Source organism: Lonepinella sp. MS14435, from assembly GCF_042485795.1.
Taxonomy (GTDB): Bacteria; Pseudomonadota; Gammaproteobacteria; order Enterobacterales; family Pasteurellaceae; genus Lonepinella.
The window spans coordinates 1,645,940-1,666,670 of sequence record NZ_CP169368.1; the positions used below are offsets into that span (position 1 = coordinate 1,645,940).

Consider the following 20,731-nt stretch of genomic DNA (forward strand, 5'->3'; position numbering starts at 1 on the left):
TGCTTTTAAATCTTACTTTTCATTCCCAAAAGAACAAAAAGTTAATGAATTTCTAAGTTAAGCACCTATTAAGACTTCAAGTTTTATTTAATTTTTTAAAACTAGTCAATCAACAAGTGCCCACACAGATTGTCTGATAAATTGTTAAAGAACGATTTTGCTTTCGCAAATTTTATAAAATTGGTCGGCGAGATAGGATTTGAACCTACGACCCACTGGTCCCAAACCAGTTGCGCTACCAAGCTGCGCTACTCGCCGTCAGATTTTACTACTTAGGTAGTAAATGGGGTGGCTAATGGGATTCGAACCCACGACAACTGGAATCACAATCCAGGGCTCTACCAACTGAGCTATAGCCACCATTGTTTTTATGTTGAATTGCATTAACTTCTGGCGCGCTCGACAAGATTCGAACTTGCGACCTTTGGCTCCGGAGGCCAACGCTCTATCCAACTGAGCTACGAACGCACACATATTGCGTTGCAACGGATGCGTATATTAATGATTTTGCTTGTTGTTGTCTAGCATTTTTTACAAAAAAATTGCGTTTTTCTAACGTTAGCTGTTAATTTGTGCAATTTGTTTGGAATTTATTTCGGTTCCAATTATTTTATAACTTATTCGTCATATAATAATAAGCATATCGCAATAAATTTAATTGACGTTGCCAACGTGTCGGCTGACTTAATAAACGATATAACCATTCCAAATTCAGTTTTCGCCATAACAACGGAGCCCGTTTGGTCTTACCCACCAACACATCAAAACTCCCCCCCACTCCCATATAAAGGCAATCAGGATAAATCTGTTGTGCTTTTTGCATAAAAATCTCTTGTTTTGGCGATCCCATTGCCACTGTCACAAACTTCGCATTACTTTGCTTAATTCTTTCAATCACTGCCCTTTCTTCTTGTTCAGAAAAATAACCATGTTGGTATCCCACAATATCCACTTGCTGATGCGATAATTTTTCTGCCACCAGATTCACCACATCCGCTTGTCCCCCCACCAAAAAAACTGGCACACTCAATTCTGCCGAACGTTGCAACAAGGCTTGCCATAAATCAATCCCTGCAATCCGTGTTAATTTTTGCCATTGTGGATATTTCTTTTTAATGGAAAAAACCACGCTAATACCGTCTGCATAGTTAAATTCTGCTTGCTGAATTAAGGCGTTCACTTGGGGATTTTTAGCACAAGCAATCATTTTTTCCGCATTTATCGCAATCAATAACCCCGTTTTTATTTGCTTTGCTGAGATCAAATGATCCGCCAACACTTGCTTATTTTCAGGCACTAAAATAGCTATTTCTCGAATGACAACTTTTTCCATTTTACGATTCCTTTTGCTAATCCATACGCCACGCCCCAACCTATCGTCAAAAAGACAAAACGAGAAACAAACGCATCAAACCCTTCTCGCACTAACACCGTCAGAGTAAAAATATGCGAAAAACAATAGGCTTTTAACACCGCACTTTCATGACCTTTAGCCCAACGGTACAACCCATCAAATTCTTTGACAACCAATGCCGAGCCAACCGCCCCCACCAAAATCATTGGATAGCCCCCCATAATGTAAAACGATCCAATTAATGTTGGGGAAATCGCCAAGCCAGCATAATAATGCTTAATCTCCCAAGTAAAATAATTTGCCGTATTTAACACTAAATCAGGACGATCCGCCCATAAGACTTTGGGAATATACACATAAAAATCCCGAATAATGGGCATTAATCCTTGATATTCAATATTTTTTGTATTGAGAATGGTTGCCAAATTTTCCCACGGCGAAAAGGTATCCCGAGTTAAGTGTAAAAAACGAAACAGCGTTTGTTCATCGTTAAAAGCTAACCCATATCGCCACATTGCCAATAAAAACATGGCGAAAATACCTAAAATTGCCAACATCACTAAAGCAAACATGGAAATATAGCCCTGAGCAATGCCAATCAACACAAACAAAGCAACCGCTAAAGCTAAGTTTGCACGCGTGCCACCGATCACCACATAACTCAACACGCCGAAAGCCACGCCTAAGCACAGAAATTGCCACCAACGGCGTTTACTTGGTTGAATAAAATAAAAAATTAACAACGCTGGCAAGCAAAAATAAAAAAAACGTTTTAAGGCAACCGCACTCACTTGTGTTGAAAAAATCTGGTTATAGGCGGTTAATTTAAATAATAACAAACCATTCAACCCATAAAAAATCCCCATTGCCCCTAAACTTATCGCCAATAAAATCCACATCGTGATCTTTGCTGTAAACTGCGGTGTATTTTTCTCGAGTTTTACTGGCAATAAACGGGGATAAAATTTGCCCTGATAAACCCAATAATAAAGTAAATAAAATCCTGTTGCGGTCAACAAAGTTTGGCATAAGACCGCAAAAGGTGGCAATGAAATATGAAAGCCATACATCAAGCCCATCGACAACGGAAAGCCTAAATAAAAGACCGACAAATAAACCAAGCTAAACAATAAATGAAAGGAAAAACCTTGCTGTTTTACATCTTGTTGTAATAAATAAAGCACCACACTTAATGACAAAATATACAAGAGCGTCAACAGGATAAGTTCTGCAAATTCAAGCATTCTCTTCCCCTTGTTGCAAAATCTGCATTAATATAGCCAACCAACCTGCAATAAAATGGGGATCAAAAAAGCCAATACTCTCTTTATCAAGTGCGGTTAATTGTTGTTGCGTGTCGAAAATGGCTTGTTCCGTCACCTGATTCTGCAACAGAAACGGCACTTGATATAATCGCATATCGTCAATAAAGGTATTTTTCGGGTGTAACACCACTGGCACATTAAATTGAGTTAATAAACACAAGGATCCCACCCCTTGCTGACGTTGAAAAATAAAATACGCCACATCACATTGATTAAGCAAAGCTAAATAATCTTGAAATGGCATTTTTTCGGTTAAAATTTGCATCGCACTTTGAGCAAATAACCGTGTGGCTTGAGCAGACACTTGGGCAATATAATCACCGTTATGTTCGGGATAGCCCATTGGTATAATAATCTGCACATTATCCCCAAGCTGTTGTTTTATTTGCTCCAGCCCCACCAAATGACGATTAGACGGATCGCCAGAATTGCCTAATAAAATGGTTAATTTATCCGATTTTTGCTTTTCCGTTGGCTGAAAACCGCGGTGCATTTTACTCGGAAAATACACTAAATGCCCTTGCACATTTGGATTAATATGCTGTTTAAAATAACTTAAATCCCCCTGATAACCTGCCACGGAAATTAATTTCTTTTGAATAAAACGGCGTAACGGATAAGCCAATTTAAATTTCCATTGTTGACTGTCTTCGTGTAAATCTGCCCCCCACATTTGCCAAGTGAGTCTTTCGGGCGGTAATTTGCCGAAAAAGATAGCGAGCCAAAGGGGGAAATTAAATTGACCGTGTAAATAAAAATAGTGTTGTGGATCTTGCTTCGCTAACTGACATACGGCTTGAGCAATACTTTTTTTACACTCAAACTCTTGTATGCAAAGGCTCGGATATTGATCCTGATAACCGTTCCCCACCACCAACACTTGCTTAATGGCTTCTTTCGGTAATTGGGGCTGCAAATGCTCCGCTAAAAAACGCAACATGGTATGATTATGATGTGGAATGGGCGAACCTAAAACGTGAATAATCTGTTTCATCGTTTTTTACTCCCATAATCCAACTTAAATAAAACCCAACAAAAACCGAAATAAGTCATATAGCAAAGTCCATAACCCAAGGTTGCCCCTGCGACACCCTGTTGTGCGATCCCATAACTAGATAAACCAAACAATAACATTCCCTGTACAATTTCAGCACAAATATAGCGACCAGTCGCAGCTTTGGCTAACCATAAATAGCCAAAAACGTAGCTCGCCACTTTAAACAGATCGCCCACTAATTGCCAACCAAACAAATCAGACATTGGGGTAAAATCAGGGCTAAATAACACAATGATCAAATAATCTCGCGAAAAAAACACCAATAACGCCAGACCTAACGCCAACGGAAAAATAAAACCCAAGGCTTTTTTAACTTCTTTCTGAATCGCCGATTTATCGCTTAATTTAGCAAAGGTGGGCAATAAATACACGGAAAATGCTGTGGTTAAAAGCTGTAAATAGGCATCGGAAATACGGCTTAATCCTTGCCATAAACCCACCGCACTTAATCCTTGGCTTTCGATTAATTGATTGCGTAATAAAATATACACTGTTGGTATAATACAAACAGCGACAAGGGTCATTATCATATAATGACGAAGAATATGACTGGCAGATAAATCAAAATTTGGCTTTAACCATTGCCAGTGCCAATTTTGTTTTAGTAACGCAATCAGACTGGGGACAAGAATTAAGGCTGGAATACAGGCAAAACCGATTAACGCCCCCTGATAGCCCCATATCCATAAACAAAACAGCAACCACAATGCTCCCACTAAATTAGCAAAAATGGAACTCATCGCACAGGCTTTGGCTTGACGTTGTCCTTTTAAAATGGCGATAAAATAATTACCTAATGCTATTAAGCATTGCAGCAAGGCAAGTATTTGAATGGTTAGACTGTAATCAGCGGTTTGAAATAAAAACAAGGAAATGGGTTGAGTAAACATCAAACCAATCACGGCTAACATCACCGAAACCAGTATAATCAATAGACTACTCGCCCCTAAAATGGCTTGTAACCGTTGCGGATCCTGTTCATATTCTGCCACAAATTTAGTCACCGCATTTAAAATCCCAGCCCCTGACAGCACGCCGAATACCGTGAGCAAGGTCATATAATTTGCCGCCTGTCCTAACCCTGCCGAGCCAAAATTTAGAGCAAAGATTTTAATGACAACTAGCCCAATAATGAGTTTAATGGCAACAGCGGTGGATGTCCAAAGGGTTGTACTGGTTAAGGTTGGTTTTGTGATTGTTGACATATCAGTGACCGCCTTTATTTTTGCTATTTTGCCGTTTTAAATCACAGCACCGCAAAAATCTAAATAAACTTGAGTTAAATGTGGCATGATTTTATCAGGGCAACAATTTCTTACCATTATTAGATATGCAATAGTAAATTTGATTTGCCCCTCAACCAACTAGGCTTATGCTAGGCAATAGTCACTCTCGTACAAAAATAAGATCAAAATGAAACGCACTCAAAATACACCGCACTTTGGTTAAATGCGAATGCTGAGATCGGTAAGATCTTAAATTTTGTCATTCACCCTTTGGCTGTGACTTTTTTGTTTACGCCCAACAAAAATCAAAGCGAGCAATAAACCGAACAAGAAACCAGCTGCAGCACCGACTTCCGCCCATAATAAACGATCTGGTAATGCCACTTTAGGTTGAGTTGGGGACTTTAAATAATCAAAGGTGGCTAATTGGTTATCTAATGGCGAAACCGATTTCATCATATTCAATTTACCTTGCCAGCTTAATTCACCTTGTTTGGCATTATCAGTACTTTGTTGAGCGGCTAAATTTACCTGATTGAATAAGGTTTTCCACTTGGTAATTAATTCGTTATATAAAGATTGTCTGGTTAAATAATTGACATGTTTTACAAAACTCTCCAACTGTAGCATCGCTTGTTTTGGGTTGTCTAAAGTTAAACTGATACGATCAGGAATGTTACGTTCAGGATTTCCTTCAACAAATTGAATACCTGCAATAAGTTCTTGTAAAAAAGCCTCATCTCGTTCTTCAATGCCTGTTTGACGTTGTTTATAGAAATCAGAATCTAACCAAAATTTAGATAAATTATCATAGGTTTTTAACTGTTGTTTGAACCCTTTATAAACAAAATTTGCCGTTTCTTTTTGATCTTCGGTTTTATTACCATTAATTAATTGATACATTTCAAACAAAGAAAAATAAGTACCTAACTGCTCTACTTTCGGTTGACGCACTTCTACTTCTGCTTTCCATTGTTCTCTCATGGCATAACTCGCACCATAGCCAGCCACAGCAAAAAGTGCGGTGAAAATAATAATAAATAATAAACTTTGTAATAATTTCATAATGTTTCCTAAATCTAAAACAATGTTCGCTACACTGTTTGCTTTTTCGCACGTAATAAACGGCGACGATGACGGCGAACAAAACGTGTAATTCGCCACGCTCTGGTAATTGAATAAGAATACAAAAAGAATAAACCAATGAATAGAATAAACATTAGCCATTCATTAATATAATAAATTTCGCCTAAAATGCCAAATCCTGCACACAAAGCAGCGATAAAAGTGATTAACATAAAGGCTTGGCGATGGGTTAACCCTGCTCGTACCATCAAGTGATGAACGTGTAAACGGTCGGGGCGAAATGGACTTTTACCTTTACGCAAACGGCGATAAATAATCGCCACCATATCAATTAACGGAATCGCCACCAACCATAAGGCTGTCACTGGATTCATCGGGTGTCCTTTACCTTGTGTACTTAATAATAAGATCCAAATAATGGTAAAACCAATGAGCGTACTACCACTGTCGCCCATAAAAATTTTATATTTTTTACCAAAAGGAATACAAAGATTAAACATCCCATACGGTATAATCGCCACAATTAAGGCAAAGCACCAACGTGCCAGATCATGTTGATTATCCATATACATCAAAATCCCCACGCCAGCAAATGCGACACTAGATAATCCACCGAGTAAGCCGTCAATACCGTCAATCATATTAAACGCATTAATAATCGCAAGAGTAGCAAATACCGTAATCACCACGCCAATCCAACCGAGTGTAACAGTAAAAGGTCCAATAATTTGTCCTAAGTGATCAAGGGATAAACGCCCATAATACATCATAAATACCGATAACACTGCCTGAATACCTGCTCGCAATAAAGGGCTAATATCATAGCGGTCATCTAAAATTCCAATGGCTAATAGCACAAAAACACTAAATAAATAAAGCTGGGGTAACTTGGTTTGATCCCATTGTAACAGGTAAAAACAGAGATTTCCCATAAACAGCGAAATCCCTCCAATTAAAGGGATCGCCCCCTGATGACGTTTGCGGTAATTGGGTTTATCTACTAAACCGACCGCAATGGCAATGGGACGCATCACTAAAATAGTAAGAAAAGATGCTAAAAATGTTAACAGTAAATCTAACCACATATCCTTTATTTCGCCTTAACGTGCTACCTCTAAAACCTCTAAAAATATTGCAAAGCATAGCATTAATCCTATCTGATTGCAGAATATTTTTACAAAAAAACAAAAATTATAGAGAAAATACAGTACAATAATTGCGTATTATTGATGATAAAAGGAAAAAATATGTCAAATTCAACCGCACTTTTTTCTCGAGCTGAACAAGTTATCCCAGGGGGGGTCAATTCCCCTGTTCGAGCATTTAAAGGCGTTGGCGGAACGCCAGTGTTTATTCAAAAAGCCGCTGGAGCCTATATTACTGATACAGACGGCAAACAATATATTGATTATGTCGGCTCATGGGGACCAATGGTTCTCGGACATAATCACCCTGCGATTATTGATGCCGTGTTAAAAGCCGTGCCAAATGGATTAAGTTTTGGTGCACCTACGGAAAGCGAAATTACGCTTGCGGAATTAGTATGCCAACTCATGCCTTCTATTGAACTGGTGAGAATGGTCAGTTCTGGCACGGAAGCCACTATGTCTGCTATTCGTTTAGCACGTGGCTACACAGGACGAGATAAAATTATCAAATTTGAAGGTTGTTATCACGGTCATTCAGATTCTTTATTAGTTAAGGCAGGATCAGGTGCATTAACTCTAGGTCAACCAAGCTCCCCTGGTGTACCAGAAGATTTTGCTAAACATACCTTAACCTGTACTTATAACGATCTTAATTCAGTCAAACAAGCCTTTGAGCAATATCCTAACGAGATTGCTTGTTTAATTATTGAACCTGTGGCAGGCAATATGAACTGTATTCCGCCCAAAGACGGGTTCTTACAAGGTTTACGTCAACTTTGCGATCAATACGGCACCGTATTTATTATTGATGAAGTCATGACAGGTTTCCGTGTGGCGTTAAGCGGCGCACAATCTTATTATGGCGTTACACCTGATTTAACCTGTTTAGGTAAAATTATTGGTGGCGGTATGCCTGTAGGGGCATTTGGTGGAAAACGAGAAATCATGCGATACATTGCACCAACAGGTCCCGTTTATCAAGCTGGTACACTTTCTGGCAACCCAATCGCCATGGCAGCTGGGTTAGCTTGTTTAACCGAATTAAGCAAAGACGGCAATCAACAAAAATTAGCTGAAAAAACGAAAAAACTCGCTCTAGGCTTAAAAATGCTTGCAAATAGACACAACATACCATTCCAAGTACAATATGTAGGCGGCATGTTCGGTCTATTCTTTACAGAACAGCAAGAAATCACCAATTTCCAACAGGTTATGCAATGTGATACCACAACATTTAATCGCTTCTTCCATTTAATGTTAGAAAAAGGAATTTATCTTGCACCCTCTGCCTATGAAGCAGGTTTTATGTCATTAGCACATTCTGATGAAGATATTGACCGCACTTTAGCTGTAGCAGATTGGGCTTTTGCACAATTAGCTCAACAAACTATTTAACTCAAACACAAGAAGGAACTATTTATGAGTACATCAATCGAAAAAATCAACCAATTAGTCGATAAACCAGATCTCGCAAAATTCATTTTGCGTGTTAGCTTTGCCTTTATGTTTTTATTACACGGCATTCATAAAGTCACGGGAGGCATAGATTTTATCACGGATAGATTTATTGAACTCGGATTGCCAGCTTTCTTTGCTAATGCCGTTTATGTATGTGAAATAGTTGTACCCATTTTTATTATGTTTGGGGTTTTCACGCGTATTAATGCTTTCATTGGCGTAATTTCTTGTATCATCATTATTCTGGTAAGATACGTTCCGCTCATTTTTGCACTTGCTCCAACGGGTGCTTGGGCGATTGAAGGTGTTACCACTTATCTGTTTGCATTCTGGGCAATTATGCACCTTGGTTCTGGCAAATATGCGTTGAAAGCAGATTAATCTTAGCTTATAAAAAAAAGGGCTAACCCAAAGGTTAGCCCCCCTACCCTCCTTGGTAGCATGACTAATTAAACGCTTGTTTAATTTGTGCCGTTCCTAAATGCCCTGGAATTACTTTTTGTAAATTTAATTCTTGATCCACAATTAAACTTGACGGATAGCCACGAACTTTGGTGCGTTTAAGCACTTCACCACTTTCATCAAGTAACACCACAATATTTTTATATTCTAGTCCCTTGTACCATTCAATAAAATCACCTGTGGATTTTTCACCTTTGTGTTCTGGTGAAACAATGGTGACAACATTAAAATCTTTATTTTGATCCGCACTTAACTCATCAATTTCAGCCAAACCTGCTAGACAAATCGGACACCAAGATGCCCACATTTTGACATACAGTTTTTTGCCTTGATATTGCTCAAGTGTCACAGTATTGTTGTTCAGATCTTTAAATTGAATATCTTTCAATGTCGTTTCTCCCGCTGCAAATGAATTAACACTAAATAACATAAACACTAACGCTAATAATTTTTTCATTGTTTAAAATCTCCTTATATTAAATTTTGCCACTACATAAAAATATGTAAGTTATTGGTAATTAATAGAATACCCATTAAGATGATTAATATACCACCGACCATTTTAAATTTGTTTAAATGTTTATTCATAGATTTTGCCTTTTTCAATAAAGTGTCAGAGAAGAAGGAAAATACAATAAACGGTGTGGCTAAACCTAACACATAAACAAACATCATCGCTGCACCATATAACGCTGAACCATCATTACTAGATAACGCCAAAATAGAGGCTAACACTGGTCCAATACAAGGTGTCCAACCAAGGCTAAAGGTTAATCCTAAAACAAAGGCTTCAATAGATGAACTTTTACCGCTGGTTTTAATTTCCACCAATTTGGTTTGTTCTAAGAATTTAATCTTAAAAATACCTAGCTGATGTATGCCAAGAATCACCACAATAATCCCAGCGATAATTCTTGTTTTATCATTGAATAACACATCACCTAAAAAACCAAACCCAAAACCTAGTCCAACAAAGGTGACAGATAAACCTAACACAAACAAAAAGGTATTTAAGATCTTTCTACCACCTTTACTCAAGATACCAAAATAAATCGGTACGATTGGGAAAATACAAGGCGATAAAAAAGAAAGTAATCCCGCCAAAAAAACACTACTAATTAATAAATTTTGATCAAACATCTTAATTCCCTTTAACTAAATTGATTAAATAACCATAATGTTCTTCTTCCATTTTATTTAATGGAATAAATTTAATCGCTGCACTGTTAATACAATAGCGTAATCCACCCTTATCTTTTGGACCATCATCAAACACATGTCCTAAATGAGCCTTACCGCTACGGCTAATAACCTCAGTTCTCAGCATATTAAAACTTCTGTCATCGGCATAAGTAACCACATCCTTGTCAATCGGTTTGGTAAAGCTAGGCCAACCACAACCAGATTCAAATTTATCCGCGGAAGAAAATAATGGTTCACCAGTGGTAATATCCACATAAATCCCTGCTTCAAAATTATCCCAGTATTCATTACTAAATGAACGTTCCGTGTTTTTACCTTGTGTAACGGAATATTGTAACGGGGTTAATTTCGCTTTTAATTCTGCATCACTTGGTTTTGGATAATCTTTTGGATCAATAATAATATGGTTGGCTTGCTCTAAATCAATATGACAATAACCATTAGGATTTTTCTTCAAATAATCCTGATGATATTCTTCCGCCAACACATAATGTTTCAATGGTTCTACTTCCACTTGAATTTTATCTTTATATTTCGCTTGTTGTGCCTGAATGGCTTTTAAAACAATTTCTTTATCCTGTTCATTTTGATAATAAATACCCGTACGATATTGACGACCACGGTCATTACCTTGCTTATTCACGCTAGTTGGATCAATTACTTGGAAATAGTATTTCAATAATTTATCTAACGAAACTTTATTTGCATCATAGGTTACATGAACGGTTTCCGCATGATCGGTACTGCCGATCAGATGATAATTCGTTTTTTCGGTTTTACCATTGGCATAACCCGATGTCGCATCTTTTACCCCGTATATTCTTTCCATATAGGCTTCAATGCCCCAGAAACAACCACCAGCCAGATAAATTTCACGAATGTCTTCTTTTTGCATATTTGTTGCTGAATTCATACTCTTAACCTCCATTGCTGGTTTCTCACTATTTGCCATGGTGATTGGACTTACTGCCATAGCTGAAATAAATAATAAAAACAATTTATTGTATTTCATAATCTTCTCCTTGTTAAATTTTTCATGAAAGAATATCTTTCATATTAGGTTAGTCGTTGCATAAGTAAAATACTTACAAAAAATTTCATATTTTTATAAAAAATACCGCACTTGATGATTTAAAGTTCAAACCATTAATGAAAGTGCGGTGGCTTTTTCGTCTATTTTATCACGAATGGATTAAGGAGCGTCCTAAGTTAATCTTGCTCTCGAACATCTTTTCCAATGAATTTTGGTGACTAATTCCTACACACAAACAATCGGGCAACTGTTGCTTCAGTGTTTGCATAAGCTGAATAGCACTTTGCTCGTCCAGTTGATTGGTAGCTTCATCTAAAAAAAGCAAACTCGGTTTATGTAATAAGGCTCTAGCAAGACTAATACGTTGTTGCTCACCACCAGAAAGTTGTTTATGCCAAGGTTTAATGCAGTCCAGTTGCTCGGTTAATGGATCTAAGCCGACCCAATTTAATACTTGTTTTAATGCTTCATCATCGGCAATAGTCTGCCGTGGATAGCTTAATAATTGGCGTAAATCGCTTTCAAATAAATACGGCTTTTGGGGTAAAAATAAAAAAGACGACGTTTGTACTTTCAATTCACCTTGATAATAACGCCATAATCCAGCCAGAGTGCGAAGTAGCGTAGATTTTCCAACGCCACTTTTTCCACTGATTTGATACCAATTTCCTGCGGTTAAATGAAAAGAAATATTCGAAACCAAAAAGTGTTTTTCAGGTGTATATAAGGCAAGTTGCTTGACCTGAATTTCCGTCTGTGGCTCAATGATTATTTGAGTTTTACTCGTAGGCACTTTCTCTAACGCTTGTTGAAATTGAGATAAACGAGCAATCACCGCTGACCATTGCATGAGTTTTTTATAATAATCCATAAACCAGCCAAAGCCATCTTGTACATTGCCAAAGGCACTGCGAGCTTGCATCATATCGCCGAATGTCATCGTACGGGTGAGATACATGGGCAAAGTGGCTAAAATCGGGATAAATAGACTGATGCGTAAATAACTGGCTGAAAATAGCTCAATTTTAAATTCTCGGGCAATTAACTCCTGCCAATTTTGTTTAATCTGTTGAAAACGATGATTAAGTCTATACTTTTCATTGGGTTCACCTTGATAAATGGCAATTTGCTCTGCATTTTCTTTAATCTGAACCAAATTTGTACGGTAATCCGCTTCACGATGTTGTTTTTCAATATTGAGAGGTTGTAATTTATGCCCAATCCAGTGCATAAAAAGCGTGCAAAGTACTGAATAAAGTAATGCCACCCAAACTAAATAGCCGTAAATATGAAAAGTGCGGTCAAAAATTTGAACGTTTTGTACCCCTGACATTTGCCACAATAACGTAATAAATGCCACGAGTTTGGCAATGTTCATAATAAAATATTTAAATAAATCAATGCTTAACTCACTTAATAAGGCAGAATCTTCGGCAATACGTTGATCAGGATTATCTATATATGAGTGATAAAACTGCAGTTGATAATGGCGATGTTGGTTTAGCCAAAGAGATTGAAATTGCTCGGTAAGTTGCAAACGCCAGCGGAAAATCAGCTGCTTGCGTAACCAGTTGCCGAATACAATAAAAGCAACAATAAAAGCAATATAAATTAAATAATTAATAATTAATGACGGAATAATATCGCCATTAAAATCCGCCACCGCATCATAAAAGGCTTTATTCCATTGGGTAATATTGACGCTCATTTGGATAATCAACAAAGCAAAACTGATAACGGCAAATAATAACAGCCATTCACGCCATTGCTGTGGTTTTCCCCAAAAAGGGCGAGCGAGAGTAAGAAAATGTTTTAAGGTTTGCATAAGAAAAGCAGGGCGAAACGTTGTTCGCCCTTGTGTTAACTTTGATTAGTAATTCCAACTAAATTTAAAGGTCACATTACGTCCTTCGCCGTAATGGTTGTTAATACCCAAAGTACGTACTCTATGATTTTCATAATAAAGTTTGTTGGTAAGATTATCGCCAATTAAACTTAACTTGATATTTGGAGTTGCCGCATATTGAATATTAGCACTCCATAACGCATAGCCACCTTGGGATACGTTATATATGCTAGACGCAGCAGTTTGAGCATTTACCCCAACGCCAATGGTCCATTTATTATCATCAATCGGCAAGTTATAGCTGGTGTATAGACGGAACAAATGTTTCGGCGTATGTTTGCTAAATTCCATGCCTTGCGTATAAGTATTGCTTTCCGCACGGCGATATTCGCTGATGTTGAAAGTGTAACCTGCAAAGAGTTTCCAGCGTTCAGTTAAGTCGCCTGAAATTTCCGCATCTACCCCACGGCTACGAATGAGTCCAGTAGGTACAGAATAGGCTCTTCCTGTGTGTGAATTTGCTGCGGAGATCGTCACGGCACGATTTTCTTGTTCAATACGGAACACAGAAAGTGCAGTGTTTAATTTGCCATCGTAAAATTCAGATTTCCAGCCTAATTCCATATTCGTGCCGACAATCGGATCTAAGATTTTACCTTCCGCATCGGTTGCTGTTTGCGGTTTGAAAATGCTGGTGTAGCTGGCGTAGATGCTATGGTTGTTATTGATGTCGTAGGTTGCACCAAAGTAAGGGATAAAGCGAACACGTCTTACCTTGGAATGGATATCAGCATCCGTATCAGGTACATAGCTCCAAGTATCATAATTGGTATTGCCTACGGAACGATAATTTTCGTAACGTGTGCCTAAAATAAGGGCTAAATCATCGGTCGCTTGGAATTTCGTCCCTGCGGTAATCGCGTTAGAAATAATTCTTGAATCATAAAACGTACGATCCGCATACCCACCATTACTACTCACGCTATTCCAATCTGGAGCATTTAACTCATTACCTTGGAATTCAAATGGATTAAATGCAGTAGAATTTCTTGCTCTTTTCCAAGTAGTGTCGGTTCTTTCATAAGAATAGTTATGACCCCAAAAGACTTCGTGTTGGCGACCAAATAAACTGTATTTACCGTTTAAATTGGTATTCACCACAAATTGTTTGCCGTCATTCTCATATTTTTGAATATTTTGTGTCGCCAGTGTTGAACCAGACGTATAACCTTGATAGCTAGTTGAACTGTTATAAATCCCTGCTAATTGGCTATCAGATTGATTTTTGGTGTAGCTAATTTTATTGGTTAATTTCCAATCATCGTTGAAATAATGGTCAAATTCGGTAAATACATTGGTTTTCTTAGTACGCAATTCATTCCAATTGTAACCTAAATAGGTGTCACGAGAAAAACCAGCATTGCCGCCGCCAACTGCCATTGGGATCCCCCAATAATCAGGCACTTCTTTTTGATCTTGGTATAAACCTCCAATAGTGAATTTGTTGTAATCATTTAACACAAAATCTAACACACCATAGATTGTGCCTTTATTATTTTTTACGTCATCTTGTGCGGTTCTTTCACGTTCGCCCACTGCCACTAAACGTCCGCTAATAGTTTGGCTTTGGTTTAAACTGCCAGAAACATCGCCCACGGCACGCAATGCACCAAAACGATCCACGGAGGTTTCAACGCTGGCTTGGGTTTGTGCCGTTGGTTTTTTGCGTACCGCATTAATCGTACCACCAGGTTCGCCAACCCCTTGGGTTAAGCCTGTTGCACCACGCACCACTTCAATATGATCGTAAATGGCAAGATCGGTCATACTTTGAGCATCACGATAAGGATTACCGCTGTTACCACCGAGAACGCTGGTGGCTAGACCATCTTCTTCAATTTTATTAATGTAGAAACCACGGGATTGGAAACGATATTTACCACTGTCTTTTACTACGTTCACACCAGTAGTATTACGCAAGGCTTGTTCCATGCTAGTAATGCCTTGTTCGCTTAATTGGGTATTGGTAATCACACTGACCGATTGTGGAGTTTGACGAGGTGAAAGCACTAAACCTGTAGTAGTGGACATTGCAGAGGTGGTTAAGGATTTATTATGTTCAGTGGTGGTTTCACCGCTAGATGCTTTCACTTCAACAGCATTTAATGCAGAATCTTGCTGTACGGTGTTATTTTCAGCATAAACTGAAGTGGTACTTAATACAAGTAGTGTTAATACACTTAATGAATGTTTTTTCATAGGCTTTCCAAATTAGATTGAATAAAAAATAGGCTCTCAAAAAGAGAGCCGTATTCTAGCATAATGAAAATCATTTTCAACTAGATTGTCGGGAGATTTTCCCCCAATACTATCTTAGTTTATTTAACTACTACTTGGTCATTCGTTTATACTTAATCCGATGCGGTTGAGTCGCCGCTTCGCCTAAGGTTTTCTTTTTCCATTCTTCGTAGTCGGTAAAGTTACCTTCGTAGAAAGTCACTTTGCCTTCATCGCCATAGTCTAAAATATGGGTGGCGATACGGTCTAAGAACCAACGGTCGTGGGAAATCACCATCGCACAACCTGGGAACTCAAGAATGGCATTTTCTAAGGCACGCAAGGTTTCTACGTCTAAGTCATTGGTCGGTTCGTCCAATAACAATACATTGCCACCACGTTGTAGCAGTTTAGCTAAATGCAAACGACCACGCTCACCGCCCGACAATTCGCCGACTCGTTTTTGCTGATCGACACCTTTAAAGTTAAAACGCCCCACATAAGCACGGCTTGGAATTTCAAAGTTACCGATAGTTAAAATATCCTGTCCGTTAGACACTTCTTCCCACACGGTTTTTTTGTCGTCCATCGCATCACGGAATTGATCCACCGACGCTAGGGTCACAGTTTCCCCTAAGGTAATGGAACCGCTATCTGGCTGTTCTTTGCCTGACAACATACGGAATAAAGTAGATTTCCCTGCCCCATTTGCCCCGATAATCCCCACAATCGCCCCTTTTGGAATGCTGAACGATAAATCATCAATCAAAGTGCGGTCACCGTAAGATTTGGTTAAATGTTCAACTTCGATCACTTTATCCCCTAAACGTGGACCAGGTGGAATAAAGAGTTCGTTGGTTTCATTACGTTTTTGATATTCGCCTGAATTTAATTCTTCAAAACGTGCCATACGTGCTTTACTTTTCGCTTGACGACCTTTTGGATTTTGACGAACCCATTCTAATTCTTTTTCAATAGATTTTTGACGAGCGGACTCGGTGGCTTGTTCTTGGGCTAAACGTTTTTCTTTTTGTTCTAACCAAGAAGAATAATTACCTTCCCATGGAATACCCTCACCACGGTCAAGTTCTAAGATCCAACCTGCGACATTGTCTAAGAAGTAACGGTCATGGGTAATTGCCACCACAGTACCTTCATAATCGTGTAAGAAACGTTCTAACCACGCTACGGATTCAGCGTCTAAGTGGTTGGTTGGTTCGTCTAATAACAACATATCGGGTTTTTCGAGCAATAAACGACACAATGCTACACGGCGACGTTCGCCCCCTGAAAGATGTTCAATTTTCGCGTCCCATTCTGGTAAACGTAAGGCATCGGCAGCACGTTCTAATTGGTTATCTAAATTATGTCCATCATGAGCTTGAATAATAGCTTCTAAATTGGCTTGTTCCGCTGCGAGTTTATCAAAATCTGCATCAGGATCGGCATATAAAGCGTAAACTTCATCTAAACGGGTTAAGGCATTTTTTACTTCCGAAACCGCTTCTTCAATGGCTTCACGCACGGTTTGTTGCGGCTCTAATTTTGGTTCTTGCGGAAGATAACCGATTTTAATCCCTGGTTGTGGACGAGCTTCCCCCTCAAATTCTTTATCTACGCCAGCCATAATGCGTAATAAGGTGGATTTACCTGCACCGTTTAAACCAAGAACCCCGATTTTCGCCCCAGGGAAAAAGCTCAAGGAAATATCTTTCAAAATATGACGTTTCGGCGGAACAACCTTGCCTACTCGGTGCATAGTGAAAACGAATTGTGATGACATTTTTTATTCTCTCTTTATAAAATAAGGAAAGTGCGGTGAAAAATACCGCACTTTTTGGGATTTAAGGAATGATTATTTTCCAATCACTTCCAATCCGCCCATATAAGGACGTAATACTTCTGGCACAGTAATGGAACCATCAGCATTTTGATAATTTTCTAATACGGCAACTAAGGTACGCCCCACCGCTAAACCAGAACCATTTAAGGTATGCACTAAGCGAGTTTTCTTATCGCTTTTCGCACGGCAACGGGCTTGCATACGACGAGCTTGGAAATCCCACATATTAGAACAAGATGAAATTTCACGGTAGGTATTTTGAGCAGGTACCCAAACTTCTAAATCGTAGGTTTTGCACGAACCAAAGCCCATATCACCCGTACAAAGCAACACTTTACGATATGGTAAATTCAATAATTGCAATACTTTTTCCGCATGACCTGTTAATTCTTCTAAGGCTTGCATGGAGGTTTCAGGCTCAACAATTTGCACCATTTCCACTTTATCAAATTGGTGCATACGAATTAAACCACGTGTATCACGTCCATAAGATCCCGCTTCGGAACGAAAACAAGGTGTATGTGCCGTCATTTTTAACGGTAATTGTTCGGTGTCAAGAATTGCATCACGCACTAAGTTGGTGACTGGCACTTCTGCGGTTGGAATTAAGGCGTAAGGGACTTCACCCTCCAATGGTTTGGTATGGAATAAATCTTCACCAAATTTTGGTAATTGCCCTGTGCCATATAAGGTATCATGGTTGACTAAATAAGGCACATAAGTTTCCGTATAGCCGTGTTGTCCAGTGTGTAAATCGAGCATAAATTGGGCTAAAGCACGGTGCATTTTGGCAATTTGACCTTTCATCACCGCAAATCTTGCTCCGCTCAATTTTACACCAGCAGCAAAATCTAAACTACCGTTAAGTTGTTCACCCAAGGTAACATGATCTTTAATTTCAAAATCAAATTGACGTGGCGTTCCCCAGCGTGAAATTTCTTTATTTTCCTTATCATCTTTACCTAACGGCACTTCATCGGCGGGTAAATTTGGAATGGTTAAATAAATTTCGTTTAACTCACTTAATACATCGTCCAATAATGCTTTAGCTCGAGTTAATTGAATATTCATGCTGTCCACATCTTTTAGCAAAGCATCAATATCTTCACCACGAGCTTTTGCATTACCAACAGCTTTTGAACGTGCATTACGTTCTGCCTGTAATGTTTCTGTTTTCACTTGTAACAGTTTGCGATGTTCTTCTAATTCAGTAACTTTGGCAACATCTAAATCAAAATTACGTTTTAATTTTAATAATTGAGCAGTTTTAGCAAGGTCATTGCGTAGTAAATTCGGATCGATCATTTTTATTCCTTATTATTAATGCCGTAAAAATTGTTTTTATTCTATAACGATTTAGCTGGAATTTCCATTATTTCCACCGCACTTTTGTGCTTTGTTTATTGAGTTGGGTCAGCCAATCCAATTTTTCTTTTATTTTAACTTCCATACCACGGTTGGTTGGAAAATAGAATTGGGTATCTTTTAATTGTTGTGGAAAATAATTTTCACCTGCTGCATAGGCATTTGGTTCATCATGGGCATAACGGTATTCTGCACCTAACCCCATTTCTTTCATTAAATTTGTTGGAGCATTGCGTAAATGAATTGGTACATCATAATCTGGCGCTTTTTTTGCCAATTCTTTAGCTTGATTAAATGCACGATACACTGCATTGCTTTTCGGCGCAACCGCAAGATACACAATAGCTTGAGCAATAGCTCGTTCTCCCTCTGCTGCACCGACTCTGGTAAAACAATCCCATGCAGCCAATGCCACTTGCATAGCTCTTGGATCTGCATTGCCAATATCCTCTGACGCAATGGCTAATAAGCGGCGAGCTACATATAAGGGATCGCCACCCGCAGTAATAATCCGTGCATACCAATATAAGGCGGCATCAGGAGCTGAACCTCGTACTGATTTATGCAACGCAGAAATCAAATCGTAAAATCGATCCCCTTGTTTATCAAAACGAGCTTGCCGTTCACCTAGCACTTCGGTTAATAAAGTGCGGTGTAAAATCTTGCCATTTTTCTGATCTTCATCTGCCATATCCACCATTAATTCAAGACAATTCAAGGCTAAACGAGCATCACCATTGACATATTCCGCTAATAATGCCAATAAATTATCTTCGATTTTTAACCGCAGTTTACCGAATCCTCGTTCAGGATCATCAATGGCTTGTTGTAATACCTGCTGAATATCTTGCTTATCTAGGGATTTTAAAATATACACTCTAGCACGAGATAGCAAGGCACTATTCAATTCAAAAGACGGATTTTCAGTAGTTGCTCCGATAAAAATAATCGTGCCATTTTCAATATGTGGCAGAAAAGCATCTTGCTGACTTTTATTAAAGCGATGCACTTCATCGACAAATAAAATGGTACGGCGATCATTGAGTTGATTCTGTTTAGCACGTTCAATAGCTTCTCGAATTTCTTTCACACCACTGGTAACAGCTGAAAGGCGTTCTACTTCGGCATTAATACGATGAGCAATAATTTCCGCTAACGTAGTTTTACCCGTCCCTGGAGGTCCCCATAAAATCATGGAATGAGCATGCCCCGCTTCAATGGCTTTACGCAGTGGCTTGCCTTGCCCGATCAAATGTGCTTGTCCGCAATATTCATCTAAAGTGCGTGGTCGCATACGAGCGGCAAGTGGGCGGAAGTCAGTATCGGTGAAATTTAGGTTAAGGTTGGACATAAATTATCCTTTAGAACGGGGATAAAGGGCGTATGCAATACACCCTTATATCATTACTTTTTCTTCTTCCGTTGATCATCAAATTCAGCCCCTTTCGGTACGCTAAATTGGAACACCGTATCGGCAATATTATCATTACGAATATTACGTAATATATATAGGTTTGATTGACCATCTTTCTCAATGGTACTAAAGCCTTTTAACACGCCATTCGCATCAATTCGCACATCAAATTGCTTAATATTGCTATTTTTAGCTTTCGGTTTTAACACAAACGTATCGCTATTTTGCACCACGCTATATTGTTGCCAATGACCGTTATCATTGCTGGTTAACAACACAAAAGGGGTATTATTCACCGCTTCTGTTACCCAATTTGCAGTCACTTGTTCCACAAAAGGATCGTAGAACCAGAGTGTTTTACCATCAGAAATAATTTGGCTTTCTTGCGGTGCTTTGGTATCCATGCGGAATAAATTCGGACGTTTAATCTGCAATGTACCTGCCCCCTGTTGTACTTGTTTACCATTCGCTGAACTGACATTCTGATTAAACTCTGCACTGAACATTTGCACTTTTTGCAAACGTGATTGTAATTCAGTAGCAGCATCCGCAAATACAAAAGGCGTTACCAATGCTAAAGTTAAAAGTGCGGTGATTTTTTGTGATATTTTTTTCATTATTCTACTTTCCTATT

The 20,731-nt window shown here is 38.7% G+C and carries 16 protein-coding genes, 3 tRNA genes and 1 pseudogene; 2 read left to right on the forward strand and 18 right to left on the reverse strand.

Annotated elements, in window-relative coordinates:
• Nucleotides 1-181: 181 nt before the first annotated feature.
• The 9 genes from O1Q80_RS07800 to wecA all read right to left on the reverse strand — a co-directional run bounded on the left by O1Q80_RS07800 (nt 182) and on the right by wecA (nt 7,133).
• Nucleotides 182-258, reverse strand: a tRNA-Pro gene (locus O1Q80_RS07800).
• A gap of 26 nt (nt 259-284) precedes the next feature.
• A tRNA-His gene (locus tag O1Q80_RS07805) sits at nt 285-360 on the reverse strand.
• A 31-nt stretch (nt 361-391) separates the two neighbouring features.
• Nucleotides 392-468, reverse strand: a tRNA-Arg gene (locus O1Q80_RS07810).
• A gap of 142 nt (nt 469-610) precedes the next feature.
• Nucleotides 611-1,333, reverse strand: coding sequence for a lipopolysaccharide N-acetylmannosaminouronosyltransferase (gene wecG, locus O1Q80_RS07815; RefSeq protein WP_386694203.1), 723 nt, complete (start codon nt 1,331-1,333; stop codon nt 611-613).
• Nucleotides 1,306-2,598: a WzyE family oligosaccharide polymerase gene (locus O1Q80_RS07820; protein WP_386694206.1), complete on the reverse strand. Its 1,293-nt coding sequence runs from the start codon at nt 2,596-2,598 to the stop codon at nt 1,306-1,308. Before O1Q80_RS07820 ends, wecG begins: the two co-directional genes overlap by 28 nt.
• Nucleotides 2,591-3,673 (reverse strand): TDP-N-acetylfucosamine:lipid II N-acetylfucosaminyltransferase, encoded by a 1,083-nt coding sequence (locus O1Q80_RS07825; protein ID WP_386694208.1) that lies wholly within the window; start codon nt 3,671-3,673, stop codon nt 2,591-2,593. The genes O1Q80_RS07820 and O1Q80_RS07825 overlap by 8 nt, the downstream gene beginning before the upstream one ends.
• Nucleotides 3,670-4,941: a lipid III flippase WzxE gene (wzxE, locus tag O1Q80_RS07830; protein ID WP_386694211.1), complete on the reverse strand. Its 1,272-nt coding sequence runs from the start codon at nt 4,939-4,941 to the stop codon at nt 3,670-3,672. Before wzxE ends, O1Q80_RS07825 begins: the two co-directional genes overlap by 4 nt.
• Before the next feature lie 270 nt (nt 4,942-5,211).
• Nucleotides 5,212-6,027: a chain-length determining protein gene (locus tag O1Q80_RS07835; RefSeq protein WP_386694214.1), complete on the reverse strand. Its 816-nt coding sequence runs from the start codon at nt 6,025-6,027 to the stop codon at nt 5,212-5,214.
• 29 nt (nt 6,028-6,056) lie between these two features.
• Complete coding sequence (gene wecA, locus O1Q80_RS07840; RefSeq protein WP_386694216.1) at nt 6,057-7,133, reverse strand: UDP-N-acetylglucosamine--undecaprenyl-phosphate N-acetylglucosaminephosphotransferase; 1,077 nt, start codon at nt 7,131-7,133, stop codon at nt 6,057-6,059.
• A 162-nt stretch (nt 7,134-7,295) separates the two neighbouring features.
• Between wecA and hemL the strand changes: the two genes are divergently transcribed.
• On the forward strand, nt 7,296-8,591 hold the full coding sequence (gene hemL / locus O1Q80_RS07845; protein WP_386694220.1) for a glutamate-1-semialdehyde 2,1-aminomutase: 1,296 nt from the start codon (nt 7,296-7,298) through the stop codon (nt 8,589-8,591).
• Nucleotides 8,592-8,615: 24 nt separating this feature from the next.
• Nucleotides 8,616-9,035, forward strand: a complete 420-nt coding sequence (locus O1Q80_RS07850) for a DoxX family protein (protein WP_386686628.1) — start codon at nt 8,616-8,618, stop codon at nt 9,033-9,035.
• Nucleotides 9,036-9,099: 64 nt separating this feature from the next.
• Here the strand turns inward: O1Q80_RS07850 and O1Q80_RS07855 are convergent, their stop codons facing one another.
• The 9 genes and pseudogenes from O1Q80_RS07855 to lolA form a co-directional block, all read right to left on the reverse strand.
• Nucleotides 9,100-9,573: a redoxin family protein gene (locus O1Q80_RS07855; RefSeq protein WP_386686631.1), complete on the reverse strand. Its 474-nt coding sequence runs from the start codon at nt 9,571-9,573 to the stop codon at nt 9,100-9,102.
• 32 nt (nt 9,574-9,605) lie between these two features.
• The gene (locus O1Q80_RS07860; protein ID WP_386686633.1) at nt 9,606-10,256 is read right to left on the reverse strand and encodes a cytochrome c biogenesis CcdA family protein; all 651 of its coding nucleotides are present in this window, start codon (nt 10,254-10,256) and stop codon (nt 9,606-9,608) included.
• A 1-nt stretch (nt 10,257) separates the two neighbouring features.
• Nucleotides 10,258-11,202, reverse strand: a pseudogene (gene msrB / locus O1Q80_RS07865) (peptide-methionine (R)-S-oxide reductase MsrB); the annotation flags it as partial.
• 298 nt (nt 11,203-11,500) lie between these two features.
• Nucleotides 11,501-13,177, reverse strand: a complete 1,677-nt coding sequence (locus tag O1Q80_RS07870) for an ABC transporter ATP-binding protein/permease (protein ID WP_386694222.1) — start codon at nt 13,175-13,177, stop codon at nt 11,501-11,503.
• Between the two features lie 45 nt (nt 13,178-13,222).
• A complete protein-coding gene (locus O1Q80_RS07875) occupies nt 13,223-15,457 on the reverse strand; it encodes a TonB-dependent siderophore receptor (RefSeq protein ID WP_386694225.1) in 2,235 nt (744 codons plus the stop codon).
• 130 nt (nt 15,458-15,587) lie between these two features.
• On the reverse strand, nt 15,588-17,258 hold the full coding sequence (gene ettA, locus O1Q80_RS07880; protein WP_386694228.1) for an energy-dependent translational throttle protein EttA: 1,671 nt from the start codon (nt 17,256-17,258) through the stop codon (nt 15,588-15,590).
• Between the two features lie 72 nt (nt 17,259-17,330).
• Nucleotides 17,331-18,623 carry a serine--tRNA ligase gene (gene serS / locus O1Q80_RS07885; RefSeq protein WP_386686638.1) on the reverse strand — a complete coding sequence of 431 codons (1,293 nt, stop codon included), beginning with the start codon at nt 18,621-18,623 and terminating at the stop codon, nt 17,331-17,333.
• Nucleotides 18,624-18,690: 67 nt separating this feature from the next.
• Nucleotides 18,691-20,034, reverse strand: coding sequence for a replication-associated recombination protein A (locus tag O1Q80_RS07890; protein ID WP_386694231.1), 1,344 nt, complete (start codon nt 20,032-20,034; stop codon nt 18,691-18,693).
• A 53-nt stretch (nt 20,035-20,087) separates the two neighbouring features.
• Complete coding sequence (gene lolA, locus O1Q80_RS07895; RefSeq protein WP_386694234.1) at nt 20,088-20,714, reverse strand: outer membrane lipoprotein chaperone LolA; 627 nt, start codon at nt 20,712-20,714, stop codon at nt 20,088-20,090.
• Nucleotides 20,715-20,731 lie beyond the last annotated feature (17 nt).

Coding starts and splice junctions, on each gene's coding strand:
- wecG (WP_386694203.1), bottom strand. CDS start 1,333: ATGGAAAAAGTTGTCATTCGAGAAATAGCTATTTTAGTGCCTGAAAAT.
- O1Q80_RS07820 (WP_386694206.1), bottom strand. CDS start 2,598: ATGCTTGAATTTGCAGAACTTATCCTGTTGACGCTCTTGTATATTTTG.
- O1Q80_RS07825 (WP_386694208.1), bottom strand. CDS start 3,673: ATGAAACAGATTATTCACGTTTTAGGTTCGCCCATTCCACATCATAAT.
- wzxE (WP_386694211.1), bottom strand. CDS start 4,941: ATGTCAACAATCACAAAACCAACCTTAACCAGTACAACCCTTTGGACA.
- O1Q80_RS07835 (WP_386694214.1), bottom strand. CDS start 6,027: ATGAAATTATTACAAAGTTTATTATTTATTATTATTTTCACCGCACTT.
- wecA (WP_386694216.1), bottom strand. CDS start 7,133: ATGTGGTTAGATTTACTGTTAACATTTTTAGCATCTTTTCTTACTATT.
- hemL (WP_386694220.1), top strand. CDS start 7,296: ATGTCAAATTCAACCGCACTTTTTTCTCGAGCTGAACAAGTTATCCCA.
- O1Q80_RS07850 (WP_386686628.1), top strand. CDS start 8,616: ATGAGTACATCAATCGAAAAAATCAACCAATTAGTCGATAAACCAGAT.
- O1Q80_RS07855 (WP_386686631.1), bottom strand. CDS start 9,573: ATGAAAAAATTATTAGCGTTAGTGTTTATGTTATTTAGTGTTAATTCA.
- O1Q80_RS07860 (WP_386686633.1), bottom strand. CDS start 10,256: ATGTTTGATCAAAATTTATTAATTAGTAGTGTTTTTTTGGCGGGATTA.
- O1Q80_RS07870 (WP_386694222.1), bottom strand. CDS start 13,177: ATGCAAACCTTAAAACATTTTCTTACTCTCGCTCGCCCTTTTTGGGGA.
- O1Q80_RS07875 (WP_386694225.1), bottom strand. CDS start 15,457: ATGAAAAAACATTCATTAAGTGTATTAACACTACTTGTATTAAGTACC.
- ettA (WP_386694228.1), bottom strand. CDS start 17,258: ATGTCATCACAATTCGTTTTCACTATGCACCGAGTAGGCAAGGTTGTT.
- serS (WP_386686638.1), bottom strand. CDS start 18,623: ATGATCGATCCGAATTTACTACGCAATGACCTTGCTAAAACTGCTCAA.
- O1Q80_RS07890 (WP_386694231.1), bottom strand. CDS start 20,034: ATGTCCAACCTTAACCTAAATTTCACCGATACTGACTTCCGCCCACTT.
- lolA (WP_386694234.1), bottom strand. CDS start 20,714: ATGAAAAAAATATCACAAAAAATCACCGCACTTTTAACTTTAGCATTG.